Below are 15454 nucleotides of genomic sequence, written 5' to 3'. Positions count from 1 at the left end.
GGTCGCATATCGAAGCGGCCGGAACAAGACAGCTTTATCCCCCGCGCGTCATTCCGGGCGGAGCGAAGCGCAGACCCGGAATCCATGCCTGAGCGCTTTCGATAAAGGTTCCGGCATGGATCCCGGATCGGCGCCGCCAAAGGCGGCTTGTCCGGGATGACGTTGGAGGATCAGGGCGATCCTCACACCGGCACCGCAAGCCCGGTCTTGACCCGGTCCATCGCGACGAAGGAGCGGAACTTGCGGATATTGGGATTGGCGAAGAAGAGGCGTCGCGTCAGCGCCTCATAGGCCGCCATGCTCGGCACCAGCACGACCAGCATGAAATCGACTTCGCCGGTGACGTAATAGCATTGCTGCACCTCCGGCGCGGCGAGGAAGGCACTCTTGGCCGCGTCGATATCGACCGCGGTCTCGCTGACCAGCTCGACCTCGACGAAGAGCGTGATCGGATGGCCGAGCGCCGTGGGATCGACCACCGCGACATTGGCGCGGATGACGCCGTTCGCCTCCATGCGGCGGATGCGGCGCTGCACGGCCGGGGCCGACAGGTTGACGCGCTCGCCGATCACGCGCTGCGGCGTGGTGTTGTCCTGCTGGAGGATCGCGAGGATCGCCCGGTCGAAAGCATCGAGATCATGAGCGGTCGGCTCGGCCATGCCTCATCCTGTGAAACAAACTTGCAAGCGCGCAGGCCAAATCCAGCGCCTTTTTCGCCTGGGATGCAATATCCATTCAGGCAACCCAGCCAGACGAGGCCGCCATGTTCCTGCTCAACCATCATCCGGATTACCGCACCGCCCTGCATCCGGAGGATGTCGCGACGCTGGGACCGGCCGGCGCCGACGCGATCGCGGCGCATCTGGCCGCGCGGCCTAACCATGTGCCGACGCCGCTCCACAGCCTGCCGGGCCTCGCCGCCGTGCTCGGCATCGGCGCGCTCTTCATCAAGGACGAGGGCCAGCGCCTCGGTCTCGGCAGCTTCAAGGCGCTCGGCGGCGCCTATGCGGTGATCCGTCTCGCGCTGGAAGCCGCTTCCGAAAAGCTCGGGCGCCGGCTCAGCGATGCCGACATGAACGACCCCGCCGTGCGCACGGCCGCGGCCGGCATGACCTTCGCCTGCGCGACCGACGGCAACCATGGCCGCTCCGTTGCACAGGGCGCGCAACTGCTCGGCGCGAAGGCCGTGATCTTCGTGCATGGCGGCGTCAGCGACGAGCGCGTCGCGGCGATCGCCCGCTTCGGCGCCGAGATGGTGCGGGTCGAAGGCACCTATGACGATTCCGTGGTCGAGGCCGCCCGCGTCGCGACCGAGCGCGGCTGGACCATCGTCTCCGACACCTCCTGGGAAGGCTACGAGCGCATCCCCGGCCTGGTCATGCAGGGTTACACCGCCATCGCCCGCGAGGGGTTGGCGCAGATGCCGGAGCCGCCGACGCATGTCTTCGTGCAGGCCGGCGTCGGCGGCATCGCCGCTGCGCTCGCCGCGCAGATGCAAACGAGCTTTGGCGAAGAGCGGCCATTCTTCACGGTGGTCGAGCCCTCGCGCGCGGCCTGCATCTTCGAGGCGGCCAAGCGCGGCAAGCCCGGCAAGATCCCGCATGGCGCCCCGACCGTCATGGCGATGCTCGAATGCTACGATCCCTCGCCTTTGGCGCTGCGCGTGCTCTACCGTGCCGCCGACGCCTTCGTGACCGCCGAGGATTCCGACGCCGTCGATGCGATGAACCGTCTCGCGCGGCCGGCTGCGGGCGATCCGGCCATCGTCGCCGGCGAGAGCGGATCGGCGGGGCTCGCCGGCCTGCTCGCGGCCTTGCGCGACCCGCAGGCCCGCGCCGCGCTGAAGCTCGACAGCCAATCGCGCGTCTTCCTGGTCAATACCGAAGGCGCGACCGATCCAGCACGCTATACCGAGCTCGTCGGGCTGAAGCCGGAGGAGGTCGCGTGAGCACGCAGACCAGCGAGCGCCTGACGCTCCATTCGCAGGGCCATTCGCCCTATGCGCGCAAGGCCATCGTCTTCGCGCATGAGGCAGGGATTGCCGATCGGCTCGCGATCATCGATCAGGAGACGAGCCCGACCAACCGCAACCCCGAGGTCTTCGCGATCAATCCGCTCGGCAAGGTGCCGGTTCTGGTCACGCCGGAAGCCGGCGCGATCTTCGATTCGCTGGTGATCTGCGATTATCTCGACGGTCTCCATGGCGGGCGCCGATTGATTCCGGCCGAGGGCAGCGCACGCTGGCAGGCCCTGCGTCTCCATGCGATCGCGCAAGGGCTCTGCGATGCCGGCATCGCATTGCGCTGGGAGACGCTGCGCCGGCCGGAGCACCTGCGCTACCCGCCGCTCCGGGAAGGACAGACGGCCAAGCTCGTCGAGAGCTTCGACGTGCTGGAGCGCGGCGAACGCTTCGACGAGCCCGTCCATATCGGCCATATCGGGCTGGCGACGGCGCTGGCCTGGCTGGAATTCCGTGATCTGCCGGATTTCCGCACCGGCCGGCCGCGATTGACGGGCTGGTACGAGGCCTTCTCGGCGCGCCCCTCGATGGAAGCGACCGCCTATCACGGCGAAACGCAGGACCGGCCGGCGGCGCAGGCCATTGCCGGATGACCGGTTGACGTCGTAGCAGGGCCAGGCAGCGCGGCCCTCTCCCGGCCGCGCGGGAGGCCGCCATGAAGCTTCGTCCCGATACGCTGGCGATGACCGCCGTTCTCGCCATGCTGACGGCGCTCGGCCCCCTCTCGACCGATTTCTACCTACCCTCCCTGCCGGAGATCGCGCGGGTGATGCAGACGGATGTCGCCGGCGCGCAGGCGACGCTGTCCTCATTCCTGTTCGGCTTCGCCGCCGGGCAGATTTTCTGGGGGCCGCTCTCGGACAGGCTCGGCCGCAAACCCGTCCTGCTTGCCGGCCTTAGCCTGTTCGGGCTTGCGACGCTGGCCTGCGCCTTCGCGCCCTCGATCGGCGCACTCACGCTGGCGCGGGCCTTCCAGGCGCTCGGCGCCTCCGGCCCGATCGTGCTCGGCCGCGCCATGGTGCGTGACCTGTATGACGGGCCGCGCGCCGGGCGCGAACTCGCCCGGATGGGCATGATCATGGGACTGGTCCCGGCGATCGCGCCGGTGGTCGGCGGCGTGCTGCAGGTCGCCTTCGGCTGGCGCTCGACCTTCCTCGCCTCGTTGGTGTTCGGGCTGGCGCTCGCGACCGTCATCGTCACCGTGATGCCGGAGACGCTGCGAGCACGTTCGCCGCATCCGCTCTCCCTCGTCAGCATCTTCAAGGGCTTCGGGACGCTGCTGCGCAACCGTGCCTTCCGCGTCTATGTCGCGCTGACGGCGCTGGCCTATGCCGGGCTTTTCGCCTTCATCTCCGGCTCGTCCTTCGTGCTGATCGGCATATACGGGCTGACGCCGATCGAATACGGCTTCTCCTTCGGCTTCGGCGTGCTCGGCTTCATCCTCGGGACGATCATAGCGCAGCGCCTCGTCGGGCGGCGCGGCATGGACGGCGTGATCTCTCTCGGCGTCGCCTGTCTTGCCGGCGGCGGGCTGGCCATGCTGATCGGGGTCCTGACCGGTTTCGGCGGCGCAGCCGCCGTCGTCGTGCCGATGGCGCTCTATGCCTGCGGCGTCGGGCTCACCATGCCGCAGGCCCAGGCCTCGGCGATGATGCCCTTCCCGGACCGCGCGGGCGCGGCCTCCTCCTTCAACGGGCTCTGCCAGATGCTGCTCTCGGCCTGTGTCGGGCTCCTCGTCGGCCATCTCCTGAAGAACGCCGCGCTGCCCCTGCCGCTGGTGATGTCGGCGCTGGGCGTGACGGCGCTGGTGCTGTTCCGCGCGACGGGGCGCATCCGAGCGGCGAAGAGCTAGGGGTTCGCCTTGCCGTCATGCTCGGGCTTGCCCCAAGCATCTCAAGCCGAGAAGGCGCCTGCTCTGTGGGAGAGATTCCCGGATCAAGCCCGAGAATGACGCCGAGGCCCCTCAGCCCCCGAAAAGACGCTCGAAGAAATTCTTCTCCTGCGGTGCCGGCCGCACCCAGGCACGATCGCTGGTCGGCGGCGGCGCTTCCGGCTGGCGGGCATCGGCGACCGGCGCTCCCTGGTCGAGCTGCCGCGGCGCGCCTTGCCAGAGGCCTCCCGGCAGCGGGATCGGCTGCGCGCCGACATGGGCCGCCTTCATGTACTTGCCCCAGATCTCGCCGGGCAGGCCTGCGCCGGTGACGCGCTTCATCTTCGAATTGTCGTCGTTGCCGACCCAGACGGCCGTGACGAGCTTGGCGGTGAAACCGACGAACCAGGCGTCGCCGTAATCCTGCGTCGTGCCGGACTTGCCGCCGACCTGCCAGCCCTGGATGTTGAACTTGCTGCCGGTGCCGCCGTTCATCACGCCGTTGAACATGGTGTTGATCATGGCGAGTTGCTGCGGCTGGATGACCTGGCCGAGGCCCGCGGCCTTGCGGGCATAGACGACCTTGCCATTGGTCTGGCGCACCTCGCGGATGACATAGGGCAGCACCGACTGGCCGCCATTGGCGAACGTCGCGTAGGCAGCGGTCATCTCCAGCGGCGTCACCTCCGAGGTGCCGAGCGCCAGCGACAGGTTCGGCTGCAGGGCCGAGGTGATGCCGAGGCGCTGGGCGGTGCGGATGACCTCCTTGGGCGTCACCTCCTGGATCAGCCGGGCGGCGACGGTATTGAGCGAATGCTGCATCGCCGTCGCCAGCGTCACCGGGCCGCGATAGCTGCGCGAATAGTTCTCCGGCTCCCAGCCCTTGATCGAGACCGGGGCGTCGTCGCGGATGGTGTCGGGCGTCATGCCCTTCTCGAGCGCCGTGAGATAGACGAAGGGCTTGAAGGACGAGCCCGGCTGGCGGCGCGCCGCCGTGGCGCGGTTGAACTGGCTCTTGGTATAGTCCCGGCCGCCGATCAGGGCACGGATCGCACCGTCAGGCGCGAGCGAGACGACCGCGCCCTGCGACGCGTTCAGCTTCGAGCCCTGCGCCGAGAGCGCATCGACCAGCGTCGTCTCGGCCGAGGCCTGCAGCTTCGAATCGATCGTGGTCAGGACGGTGACGTCCCCCTCCACCGCGCCGATGAAGTCGTCGAGCACGTCCATGACGTAGTCGGCGGCGTAATTGACCGAGCCGGCGCCGACGCGCTCGGGCACCTCGGCCGGCGCGGTCAGCGCGGTCTTGGCCGCCGCCTGGGTGATGAAGCCCTGGTCGGCCATCGCAGCGATGACGAGCTGGGCGCGCTTCTCGGCAAGATCGGGATTGCGGTTGGGCGCGAGCCGCGACGGTGCCTGGACGAGGCCCGCCAGCATCGCCGCCTCCGCGATCGTCACCGAGCGCGCCGACTTGTTGAAATAGCGCTGCGCCGCCGCCTCGACGCCATAAGCACCGGAACCGAAATAGACGCGGTTGAGATAGAGCTCGAGGATCTGGTCCTTGGTGTAGGTGCGCTCCAGCCAGAGCGCCAGGATCGCCTCCTGGATCTTGCGGGCGGCGGTACGTTCCTGCGTCAGGAAGAGGTTCTTGGCGAGCTGCTGGGTCAGCGTCGAGCCGCCCTGCACGCCGCCGCGGCCGCGCAGATTGTTGACGACGGCGCGGCTGATGCCGACCGGGTCGATGCCGAAATGCTCGTAGAAGCGCCGATCCTCGATGGCGACGAAAGCCTTCGGCAGATAGGGGGGGATTTCGCCGATGGTGACCGTGCGCCCGCCGGTCTCGCCGCGATTGGCCAGCAGCGAGCCGTCGGCGGCGAGGATCGCGATGTTCGGCGGCCGCTTCGGCACGGTGAGCTGGTTGATCGGCGGCAATTGCGCGGCGTGATAGGCGATCAACCCGCCGACACCGATGACGCACCAGAGGCCGAGCACCATCGACCAGTAGAACAGGCCGCCGAGCAGCGAGCGCCGCCGGCGCCCACGACGCTTGCCGCCCCCACCACCGCCGCTGCTACCACGCTTGTCGCGCTTCGGCGGATTGCGGAGCTGCCGGCTCGGCTCGGGCCGCTCCGGCGCATTCCGGAAGCGGGAGGGGCGATCGTCTGGAGAAAGGCGCATGTCACCGTCCACGCGGCTCTCGCCACGCTCATAACCAAAGGAGGGCTCGCGCCGCTCGCCTCGTGCAATCCGGTCGTTCATCCTGCCCCGTTTTCGGCCGCCACGCCGCCTCGCAAATGCGGTCAGGTCACACAGGATTCAAACATGGCGCTTTTAAGGGTTCGTAAAGCGTGCAATGCGGCGGAAGGGTTGAGCTGGTCGCGCAAACGTGACCAAACTTGCATGGACGCAAACGGAATCGTCATCGATTGGGATATTGCGCAAAATCATCTGGCTCGCCTAGAAGCTGGGCCCGCAACTCTCGATCGCCGATCCGCCGATTTCCCAACCAAGGACCACCGCATGCAGTTTCTGTCGCGCTTCCAGCCCTATGCTCTCGGCCTGCTTCGCATCTTCACCGCGCTGAGCTTCATCTCGCACGGCACGCAGAAGCTGTTCGGGTTCCCGGCCGCTCCGTCCTGGGGCCTGCCCGCGGCGATGAGCCTGCCCTGGACTGCCGGCGTGCTGGAAATCGTCGGCGGCGCCCTCGTCCTCGTCGGCTTCTTCACCCGCCCTGCCGCCTTTGTGCTGTCGGGCATGATGGCCGTCGCCTACTGGATGGCCCATGGCTCGCAGGGCCTCTTCCCGCTGCTGAACGGCGGCGAAGCCGCAATGCTGTTCTGCTTCATCTTCCTCTACATCGCCACGGCCGGCCCCGGCGCCTTCGCGGTGGAATCCCGCAAGGGCTGACGCCCCGACGAAGCCGAAAAACAGGAAAGGCCCGCTCCCTCACCGGAAGCGGGCCTTTTTTCATACCTGAGCCAGGCGAATCAGACCGCCGCGGAAATCCAGCGCGAGAGATCGCTCTTGGGGGCGGCGCCGACCTTCTGCGAGGCGAGCTTGCCGTCCTTGAACAGCATCAGCGTCGGGATCGAGCGGATGCCGAACTGGGCCGGGATCTGCTGATTCTCGTCGACATTCATCTTGACGATCTTGACCTTGCCGTTGAGCTCGGTCGCGATTTCCTCGAGCGCCGGGCCGATCATGCGGCAGGGACCACACCATTCCGCCCAGAAATCGACCACGACCGGCTCGGACGACTTCAGGACGTCGGCCTCGAAGCTCTGATCGGTTACCTTGCTCGTTGCCATGACTGGCCGCCTTTCGGTTTCAATGGGAGGCAATGCCACCCTTCGCCAGCGAAGCTATGAATGCCGGCCCCCCGGGTCAAGGCGTGTGCACAGCAGGACAGAAGCGAAGCCGGCGCGTCACGACCCGCCCGAGACCAGGCTCGCACCGACATTGATCGCCATCGCCAGGATCGAGGTGTTGAAGATGAAGGTCAGGACCGAGTGCGCCAACACGATGCCGCGTGCCTGGCGGGTGCTCACGCCAACGTCGGAAGTCTGCGAAGTGCAGCCGATCGTGTAGGAGAAATACAGGAAATCGACATAGTCGGGCTCTCCCTTGCCGGGAAAATCGAGGCATGGCTCGGCCCTGCCGCCGCGATAATAGATGCCGGCATAGTGCAGCGTGAAAAACGCATGCAGCAATGTCCAGGAACACAGGATCGTGACGCCGCCGAGCGCGAGATGGATGCCGCGCTCGCCCTCCGGAACAGAGCCGATGCCGGCAAGCTGGACCGCGATGGCGGCAAGGCTCGCGCTTGCCGCGAGGCAGGAGATCACGAGGATGGCGACGGCGCCCTCGTCCTGCTGCTCCGCCCGCGCCCGAATCTCGGCAGCGCCCTCGGTGAACATCGTCGTCGCCAGCAAGCCGAGATAGAGGGCAGCGCCCGCATCCCAGGCGACCAGAAGGCGTGTCGCCCAGCGCCAGTCGCCCGGAAGCAGCAGCGCGAGAAAGGCTCCCGCGGCCAGGGCGACAAGCAGGCGTGGGCGCAGAGACAGGGAATGCGGCACGAATCTCATGGCCTGAACGCTCCCTCGGCAGAACCCGTTTCCGCTCCGGTCGCCAGCGCTACGAGCGCCGCATTGAGCCGGCCGGCATCCAGTTCGAAACAGGTCAGGCTCGCCGTGTAGATCGCCAGCGCCCGCACGGTACGGCCCGGATAGATTTCCCGCATCAGCGCGGCATAAGCAGCAAGCTGGGCGACCGTGGTGACAGGGATCGCATCGATCGCCTGCGGGGGCCGCGCCGTGGTCTTGAAATCGGCGACGATGACGCTCTCCGCCGTCACCGCCAGCCGGTCGATCCGCCCGGAAACGGCGCGCAACTCGCCATCCGGCAAGCGGATCGAGCCCGCCACGGGGACCTCCGCCAAGGCGTCCGCCGCAAAGAGCCCTGCCAAGGCAGGCGCCGCCAGCAATTGCAGGGCGTCGGCCACGATGGTGGCCTTCCGTTCGGGGCGCAGGGCACCCCCGCGCGCTGCCGCGAGGGCTTCCGCCGTCGCGAGCTGACGCGCCGCGGGCACGCCCGGCAGGACTTGGAGGAGAAGATGTGCCAGACGGCCGGCCGCCGCTGCTTCGGCAAGGAAGGGGCCATCGCCGGGCCGCTCCTCACCATCTGCGGCGGTGAGCGCGCTCGACGGCTTCAACGGCGGCAAGGGCTCGGCCTCGCGCACAACCCTCTCCCGCAACCAATGTGGGGCGGAGACGGAAGCAGCCACTGCTTCCACGCCGCTGTTGCCCTCCTCGGCCGGAGACGGGGCCGAGACCATGAAGCGCAGTACCGCCTCGCCGCCTTCGCCAAGCTGCTGCAGGCCAGCGTCCGACTGCATCAACCCCTGCTCGATCATCGCGTACCAGCTTCCCGGTGGGGCCTCGCCCTTGGCCTGGGTGCCGCAGACGATCAGGCGATCCTCGGCGCGGGTCATCGCGACATAGAGCAGGCGGTGATGCTCCTCGACCATCTGCTCGACGACCACCTTCTTCGCTGCCTCGGTGGCAGCAACATCCTCCGCAGAGGCCGGCGGCCAGAGCGGGACGCGGCCGCCCGATGGCGTCGGCACGGCCAGGATCTTGGGCAGCCGCCTCGCACCGGGCTCGACCCCGAGATCGGCGAGAATGACGATCTTCGCCTCAAGGCCCTTCGAACCGTGCACGGTCATGACGCGGACCTCGCCAGCGCTGGCCGAGAGATCGCGTTTCACATCGGCAGCGCTGCCGGCGACATGCTGGAGGAAGCCGGCAAGCGAGGGGCCATAGCGACGCTCATGATCGAGCGCGGCGTTGAGGAAGGCGTCGAGCGCATCGCCCGCCTCGGCACCGAGCCGGGCAAGCGCGAGATTGCGCCCGCCGCCGGGGCCGAGCAGTTCGGCGAAGAAACGGAACGGCCCTTGCCGCCCGGCCTGCTGCGTCCAGCGGACGAGCTTCGCCTCGGCGGCGGCATAGCGCGGTTCGCTGGCGGCGGCCGCCTGCAGGGCCGCGCGCAGCGAGCCCTTGCGGGTGGGCGCGAGGCGCAGGAGATCGTCGTCGTCGAGATCGATCAACGGCGTCTTGAGCGCGGTCGCGAGCGTCAGGTCGTCATCGGGCAGGAGCAGGGCGCGGCCGAGCACGACGAGGTCCTCCACCGCCGGATGCTCGGCCAGCGTCAACCGGTCTCGGCCCGCGACGGGAACATCCGCATCCTTCAGCGCCTTGACGATCGCCTCGAACAGCGCGCCGCGCTGACGCAGCAGGATCATGACGTCGCCGGCCGCGAAGGGATGGCCGAGATCGTCACGGCGGTCGCGATGCCAGCGCTGCAAGGTGTAGGCGATGCGCTCCGCAAGCTTCACCGTGCCGCTGCGCCGCTCGGGCGCGTCGACCGGGGTCGTCCAGGCATCGGGCGGCTCGCCGGTGTCATTGGCGGCGAGCGGCCAGATATCGACGGTACCCGGCGCGTTGCGGCGGACGGTGTCGTGGATCTCCGGCCGCGCCGCGCCGTCGAAGACGAGGCCACGCGCGTGCTCCGGCAAGGCAAAGACGGCATCGACCGCCTGCATGATGTCCGGCGCCGAGCGGAAGGAGGTGTTGAGGCTGATCGCCTCGAAATCCCGCTCCGCCGCGCGGATGCGCTGGCCGAGCGCGCGGCGCTCTTCGCCGAAGGCGGAGGGCGCCGCGCCCTGGAAGCCATAGATCGACTGCTTTTCGTCGCCGACGACGAAGATGGTGCGGGGCTTGGCCCGGAGATCGCCGCCGCTGGTGAATTCTTCAGCCAGCTTGCGCAGGATCGCCCATTGCGCCTCGCCGGTATCCTGCGCCTCGTCGAGCAGGATGTGGTCGATGCCGGCATCGAGCTTGTAGAGCACCCAGGCGGCCTCGACCCGCTCCAGCAGCGAGCGGGTGCGCGCGATCAGGTCGTCATAGTCGAGCAGCGAGCGCAGGCTCTTCTGGCGCTGGTAGGAGGCGAGCATGCGCGTCACCAGCAGGGCGAGCGCCGCGCTGCGGTCGCGGATCGCGACGGCGTTCAACTGCTCGGCGGCTGTCAGCAGGCAAGCGGCAAGTGCCTCCAGCGCCGACAGCAAGGCACCGTCGAACTCGGATTTGCCCTTGCCGCGGATATTGGCGTTGATCGTGCCGGCCTCGGTGATGAAGCCGCGCCGGCAGAAGGCGACGGGATCGCCGTCATCCTGTCCGGCAAGCAGGGTGCGCAGGACGCCTGCGAAATTCTGGCGCGTGGCGGTGCCCGCCTGAAGCGCCTCGATCAGGGCATGCAATCCCGGCAGCGCTGCAAGATCGGCGCGAAAACGCACCCTGACCGCATCGGCCGACAGGTCAGGCGCAATGCCGAGAAAGGCCGCGATGCCGGCCTCCACCGCGCCCGCGTCGCGAGCCCGGCCGTTCTCGTCGCTGAACAAGGCGCGCTGGCGCAGCGCCTCCTGGAACATGGTCTCGAAACTGTCCTGTGCCGCAAGCCGGGCGAGCAGGTCGAGCGCGCGCGCTTCCGGCCCGTTCGGCTCGGCAGCGACGAGAGCCAGCAATTCCCGGCGCGCGGCGCGCAGCATCTCGGCCTGCGCCAGATCGTCGGCGACCTCGAAGCGGGGCGGCACATTGGCCTCGAAGGGTGCCGCCTGCAGCACGCGGGTGCAGAAGGCGTGGATCGTCTCGATGCGCAGGCCGCCCGGCGTCTCCAGCGCCTGCGCGAAGAGCCGGCGCGCCTTGGCGCGCTCGGCCATCGCCGGCGCCCGGCCGGTGAGCTTCGTGAGTTCGCGGCCCAGTGCCTCGTCGGAGAGCGTCGCCCAGGCACTCAACGCCTTGAAGATGCGGTTCGCCATATTGGCGGCCGCCGCCTTGGTATAGGTGATGCAGAGCATCCGGCCGGGCGCGACATCGTCGAGCAGGAGCCTGAGCACGCGGTTGACCAGCACATGGGTCTTGCCCGAGCCGGCATTGGCCGAGACCCAGGCGGAGAGGCCGGGATCGGCGGCCTGCGCCTGGCGCTGGTTGGTCAGCGTCGGGACGATCCAGCCGGGCTTCATGCCTCGCCTCCGTCGTCACCGCCGGGCGCGGCCGACCACTCCTTGACGCGGGCGAGATGGTCATAGGGGCTGGCATAGCGGATGTAGTCGGGCGCGCGGCGCGAGACGAAAGGCTCGCGGCCGGAGCGCAGGCCATCCAAATATTTCAGCAGGCTCTCGAGATGGCGCGCGGCGACATCGGCCAGCGGCTCGCCATCGAAATCGAGGGGCTTGTCCTTGGCCCAGCCCTTCGCGTCATGGTGGAGCTTCATGTAGAGCACCGCCGCGACCGGCGTCGGCCCGCTGAGCCCCTCGAAGCCGGCGCGGGCGGCGAGTTCCGCCTCCAGCGTCAATTGCGGGGCAAAGCCCTTCTCGACCTGCGCCTTGCTCGGCGGCGCGCCGGTCTTGAAATCGACGATGCGGAGCGCCGGCTCGCGCGTCAGTTCGATCCGGTCGGCGCGGCCGCTCAGGCGGAAGCTGCTGCCGTCGGCGAGCGGGAAGCTCGCGCCGGTGAAGAGCTCGACGCCGATCTTGGCGATGTCGCCCCGGCGGCGTTCCTCCCAGCGGATGAAATGGCCGGCGGTCAGCAGGAAGCGCGGCCACCAGAAAGCCTTGACCTCCGGTACGTCGTCATAGGCGCGGAAGAGCCTGGCGCCGATCCCGACCAGTTGGCCGAGCGCATCGGCGGGCAACCCTTCAGGATAGGTCGTGGTGAATTCCTCGACGATGCCGTGCAGCAGCTTGCCGCGATCCTGCGCGGTCGGATCCGCCACCAGCTCGTCGAGCGCGTCGAGCTTCAGGATCTTGCGGGCATGGATCTGGTAGGGGTCGCGATAGAGCGTTTCGACCTCGGTGACGCTGAGCGACAGCGGCTGGAGATCGCGTGGCGGGTACGGCTCCGGGCGGCCGATCGGCTTCACATCCGCAGGCGCGCTCAACAGGCCGGCCAGGACCCGCAGCTTTGCACCTTCATCCACGGCCTTCGTCCAGATCGGCGGAGGCGTCACCGCCTGCAGGCGCTGCCAGAAGCGCGAGGCAATGGTCTCGGCCTCGCCGGCCTTGCGCGGGCGCGTCAGCGTGACCTCGCGCGCCAGAGCGGCCATGATGAAATCATGCGCGGTCTGGCCGATGCGCCGTTCGGGCGGCGAGAGGCCAAGTTCAGCGCGCATCGGCCGGTTGATGAAGGAATCGGTGGTCGTCTGCGGCGGCCAGACGGTCTCGTTCAGGCCGCCGAGCACGACATGGTCGGCCTCCAGCAGGCGCGCTTCGAGCAGGCCCCAGATCGCGACGCGCGGGTAGCCGGGCGCCTTGCGCGTGACCACGGTTTCCGCCAGCAGACCGTCGAGGATGGCGACGAAATCCCGCGCCGTGCCGCCGGACGGCATGACGGCCTCGGCTCCGGCGAGATCGTCGAAGAGCCCGGCGAGCGCCTCGCCATCCGGACCGACGAGGGCGAGCGGCGTGCCCGCCTCGTTCAGGCTGAAGGTGGTGACCGCCGCGCGCGCCGCCGTGACGACCGCAGCCAGTGTCGGCGTCTCGGCGGCGAAAGCCTCTCGCAAGATGGCGCTTGCCGCGCCCAGCGCCTGCAGCACCTTGGCGGCGGCGGCCTGATCCTCAGCCGTCAATCGTTTGCGCGGCCGCGGGACATGCCCGCTCTCGCGGATCGCTTCCCAATTCGCGAGCGCGGCCTCCAGCCCGGCCATGCCGCGCCCCACCGTCTGGCCGCGCCATGTCCCGATGTCGAGCGCGGCGGCGCCCCTTGCCAATGCATCCCGGCCCAGGCCCAGGCGGCAGAGCGGATGGGCGAGCAACGGCACCAGAGCGACCGGCGCCATCTCGGCCAGCACCGCTTCGAGGATGAGACGCAGCAGCGAACCGGCCGGCCAGCGCCCCAGCGGCAAACCTGCGGAATCGTCGACCTCGACGCCCCAGCGCTTGAGCTCGACGGCGACGCGCTCGGCGAGGCCGCGATCCGGAGTCACCAAAGCCGCATGGGCACCCGGCCGCTCCAGCGTCTCGCGCAGGGCGATGGCGACGATCAACGCCTCTTCGCGCTCGTCGGCCGCCTCGACGACGCGCAGGCCCTCGAAGCCTTCCGCCGCCATCGCGTCCGGAACACGCGCGCCGACCTCGGACCAGAGCTCGGTGACCGAGGCCGGGAGCATCGCCTCGCGCAACAGCACCGCCCGCGCGCCCCGCGCGGCATCCGGCTGCGACAGTTCGCGCACGTCGTCGCGGACCGCTTCGAGCGTATCCATCAGGTGATGCAGGGCGGCCTGCGGGTGCGAATGCGCCGGCTCGCGAGCGATCGCGTCCCAGGCGCGTTGATCCAGGCTGAGGTCGATGCCCGGCAGGACCACCGCGCCGTGCGGCAGGCGTGCGATGGCGGCGAGAAGGCGCGCCGTCGCGGGAACCGTGCCGGTCGAGCCTGCGGCGATGATCGGCCCCGTCGCGCCGCCTGCGATGAGCCTATCGCGTTCCGCCGCGAGCATGCGGTTGCGGAAGGTGGCCGGATCGCAGGCGCCGCGCTCGGCCAGGATGTCCGGCCAGGCCTCGCCGAGAATGGCGAGGAAGCCGGCATTGAGCTGCCAGACCCGGTCGAAACGGGCGGCGTCGAGCGACGCCAATCGCTCGACCGAGACGCCTTCGGTCTGCATCTGGTCAAGCAAGGCAGCGAGGTCGCCGGCGAGCCCATAGGCCTCGGCCAGCGTCGCCGGCACCAAGGCCGGCTCATTCGGATCGAGCCGGAGATGACTGCGATTGGCCGTACGGCCCCAAGCATCGACGAGGCGCGTCAGCAGCATGCGGCGTTCGAGCGTCGCAATCGGGGCAACGCGTGCCTCCGCCCAGGCGCCGGCGCCGATCAGCGCCGTCTCGGCCTCGTCGACATCGCCGAGCGGGACGATGCGCGGCAGGAGCAGCGGCCGGCCACCGAGCTTTCCGGCCAGGATCGCGGAAAAGGCGCGGGCGGCGCGGCGCGTCGGCAGGTAGAGCGTCGCGCGCGCCATCGCAGCGGGATCGGCAGGGTCATGGACCGGCCCCAGCCTGCCATCCAGCATCGCCTGCGCCAGCACCTCCAGGAAGGGCGCGCCGGCCGGGATGCTGAACAGGTTGAGCTCAGGCATCGACCGGCCAGGCAGCGGCGAAGGCGGCCTCGGCCGGCGCGATCGCCTCCGGCCGGTCGACATGCAGCCAGCGGCCCTGGAGGACATGTCCGGAGAGGCGCCCGCGCGCGATGGCCCGGTCGTAGAGCAGGTTGAACGAGAAGGATGCCGGGGTATCCGCGAAGAATTCCGGCGTCACGATCCCGATGCCGGCATAGACATAAGGCGCGGTCGCCGCAGCGCCGCGCCGCGTCAGGCGCCCGGCCTCGTCACGGAAGAAGTCGCCAGGGCCGTTGAAGCCGACGCTGCTCTCGCGCTCCGCCAGCAGCAGCAGCATGTCCATGGTCTCGCCGTTCCAGGCGGCGGCCATCGCGCCGAAATTCGAGACGCCGTGCTCGCTCCAGAGCGAATCCGAGTTGACGCTGAAGAACGGCCCGTCGCCGAGCAGCGGCAAGGCCTTCTTGGCGCCGCCGCCGGTTTCGAACAGTTCGTCACGCTCGTCCGAGATCACGATGCGCGGGCGCGTCCGGCCAGCCAGATGCGCCTCGACCTGCCCGGCGAGGTGATGGACGTTGACGACCGCCTCCTCGACGCCGGCTTCGGCCAGCCGGTCGAGCGCATGGTCGAGCATCGCCTTGCCGCCGATCTTGACCAGCGGCTTGGGCAACGTGTCGGTGATCGGGCGCATGCGCTGCCCGAGGCCGGCCGCCAGCACGATCGCCCGGCGGATCGGCGGCGAAGCGGTTGTGGTCACGCGAATCTCCGTATCGATCAGCTTAAGATTAGAGTGGTTTGCGATCCGATACCAACGGCCTTCGCGTCCGCCCCATCGTCATTGCGAGCGCAGCGAAGCAATCCAGGGGCGGAAGAGCTCTACGCCCTCCTGGATTGCTTCGTCGCTCTGCTCC

General features: G+C 69.0%; 11 protein-coding genes. 4 read left to right on the top strand and 7 right to left on the bottom strand.

Going from position 1 to position 15454, the window contains the following annotated elements; translation table 11 throughout:
- Window positions 1-182: 182 nt before the first annotated feature.
- The gene (locus Q0Q02_RS08855) at window positions 183-659 is read right to left on the bottom strand and encodes an Lrp/AsnC family transcriptional regulator (protein WP_293808579.1); all 477 of its coding nucleotides are present in this window, start codon (window positions 657-659) and stop codon (window positions 183-185) included.
- Window positions 660-763: 104 nt separating this feature from the next.
- Here Q0Q02_RS08855 and Q0Q02_RS08850 point away from each other — a divergent pair, with 104 nt between their 5' ends.
- From Q0Q02_RS08850 to Q0Q02_RS08840, 3 genes are all read left to right on the top strand, one after another.
- Complete coding sequence (locus Q0Q02_RS08850) at window positions 764-1948, top strand: diaminopropionate ammonia-lyase (protein ID WP_293808577.1); 1185 nt, start codon at window positions 764-766, stop codon at window positions 1946-1948.
- 20 nt (window positions 1949-1968) lie between these two features.
- Entirely contained in the window at window positions 1969-2613 is a 645-nt protein-coding gene (locus Q0Q02_RS08845) for a glutathione S-transferase family protein (RefSeq protein ID WP_293808621.1), read from the top strand.
- Between the two features lie 62 nt (window positions 2614-2675).
- Window positions 2676-3872: a multidrug effflux MFS transporter gene (locus Q0Q02_RS08840; protein ID WP_293808575.1), complete on the top strand. Its 1197-nt coding sequence runs from the start codon at window positions 2676-2678 to the stop codon at window positions 3870-3872.
- A 111-nt stretch (window positions 3873-3983) separates the two neighbouring features.
- Here the strand turns inward: Q0Q02_RS08840 and Q0Q02_RS08835 are convergent, their stop codons facing one another.
- Window positions 3984-6065: a PBP1A family penicillin-binding protein gene (locus tag Q0Q02_RS08835; RefSeq protein WP_293808573.1), complete on the bottom strand. Its 2082-nt coding sequence runs from the start codon at window positions 6063-6065 to the stop codon at window positions 3984-3986.
- Between the two features lie 342 nt (window positions 6066-6407).
- Here Q0Q02_RS08835 and Q0Q02_RS08830 point away from each other — a divergent pair, with 342 nt between their 5' ends.
- Window positions 6408-6794 carry a DoxX family protein gene (locus Q0Q02_RS08830; RefSeq protein ID WP_293808572.1) on the top strand — a complete coding sequence of 129 codons (387 nt, stop codon included), beginning with the start codon at window positions 6408-6410 and terminating at the stop codon, window positions 6792-6794.
- An 80-nt stretch (window positions 6795-6874) separates the two neighbouring features.
- On the opposite strand, the gene trxA is transcribed toward Q0Q02_RS08830, so the two are convergent.
- The 5 genes from trxA to Q0Q02_RS08805 all read right to left on the bottom strand — a co-directional run bounded on the left by trxA (window position 6875) and on the right by Q0Q02_RS08805 (window position 15300).
- Window positions 6875-7195 carry a thioredoxin gene (gene trxA / locus Q0Q02_RS08825; protein ID WP_038366779.1) on the bottom strand — a complete coding sequence of 107 codons (321 nt, stop codon included), beginning with the start codon at window positions 7193-7195 and terminating at the stop codon, window positions 6875-6877.
- A gap of 117 nt (window positions 7196-7312) precedes the next feature.
- Window positions 7313-7972, bottom strand: coding sequence for a DUF1345 domain-containing protein (locus tag Q0Q02_RS08820; protein WP_293808570.1), 660 nt, complete (start codon window positions 7970-7972; stop codon window positions 7313-7315).
- Entirely contained in the window at window positions 7969-11463 is a 3495-nt protein-coding gene (gene addA / locus Q0Q02_RS08815) for a double-strand break repair helicase AddA (RefSeq protein WP_293808568.1), read from the bottom strand. The genes Q0Q02_RS08820 and addA overlap by 4 nt, the downstream gene beginning before the upstream one ends.
- On the bottom strand, window positions 11460-14567 hold the full coding sequence (gene addB, locus Q0Q02_RS08810; protein ID WP_293808566.1) for a double-strand break repair protein AddB: 3108 nt from the start codon (window positions 14565-14567) through the stop codon (window positions 11460-11462). Before addB ends, addA begins: the two co-directional genes overlap by 4 nt.
- On the bottom strand, window positions 14560-15300 hold the full coding sequence (locus Q0Q02_RS08805; protein ID WP_293808564.1) for a nucleotidyltransferase family protein: 741 nt from the start codon (window positions 15298-15300) through the stop codon (window positions 14560-14562). The genes addB and Q0Q02_RS08805 overlap by 8 nt, the downstream gene beginning before the upstream one ends.
- Between the last annotated feature and the right edge of the window lie 154 nt (window positions 15301-15454).

Origin of the sequence: uncultured Allobosea sp. (genome assembly GCF_945956895.1) — a bacterium.
Lineage (GTDB): Bacteria > Pseudomonadota > Alphaproteobacteria > Rhizobiales > Beijerinckiaceae > Allobosea.
The sequence above is the reverse complement of the archived record's forward strand: the minus strand, read 5'-3'. Positions and strand labels throughout refer to the sequence as shown.

Bases quoted from the DNA above. Each gene is read 5' to 3' on its own strand.
- Q0Q02_RS08850 (WP_293808577.1), top strand. From the start codon at position 764: ATGTTCCTGCTCAACCATCATCCGGATTACCGCACCGCCCTGCATCCG.
- Q0Q02_RS08820 (WP_293808570.1), bottom strand. From the start codon at position 7,972: ATGAGATTCGTGCCGCATTCCCTGTCTCTGCGCCCACGCCTGCTTGTC.
- Q0Q02_RS08835 (WP_293808573.1), bottom strand. From the start codon at position 6,065: ATGCGCCTTTCTCCAGACGATCGCCCCTCCCGCTTCCGGAATGCGCCG.
- addA (WP_293808568.1), bottom strand. From the start codon at position 11,463: ATGAAGCCCGGCTGGATCGTCCCGACGCTGACCAACCAGCGCCAGGCG.
- Q0Q02_RS08840 (WP_293808575.1), top strand. From the start codon at position 2,676: ATGAAGCTTCGTCCCGATACGCTGGCGATGACCGCCGTTCTCGCCATG.
- addB (WP_293808566.1), bottom strand. From the start codon at position 14,567: ATGCCTGAGCTCAACCTGTTCAGCATCCCGGCCGGCGCGCCCTTCCTG.
- Q0Q02_RS08855 (WP_293808579.1), bottom strand. From the start codon at position 659: ATGGCCGAGCCGACCGCTCATGATCTCGATGCTTTCGACCGGGCGATC.
- Q0Q02_RS08830 (WP_293808572.1), top strand. From the start codon at position 6,408: ATGCAGTTTCTGTCGCGCTTCCAGCCCTATGCTCTCGGCCTGCTTCGC.
- trxA (WP_038366779.1), bottom strand. From the start codon at position 7,195: ATGGCAACGAGCAAGGTAACCGATCAGAGCTTCGAGGCCGACGTCCTG.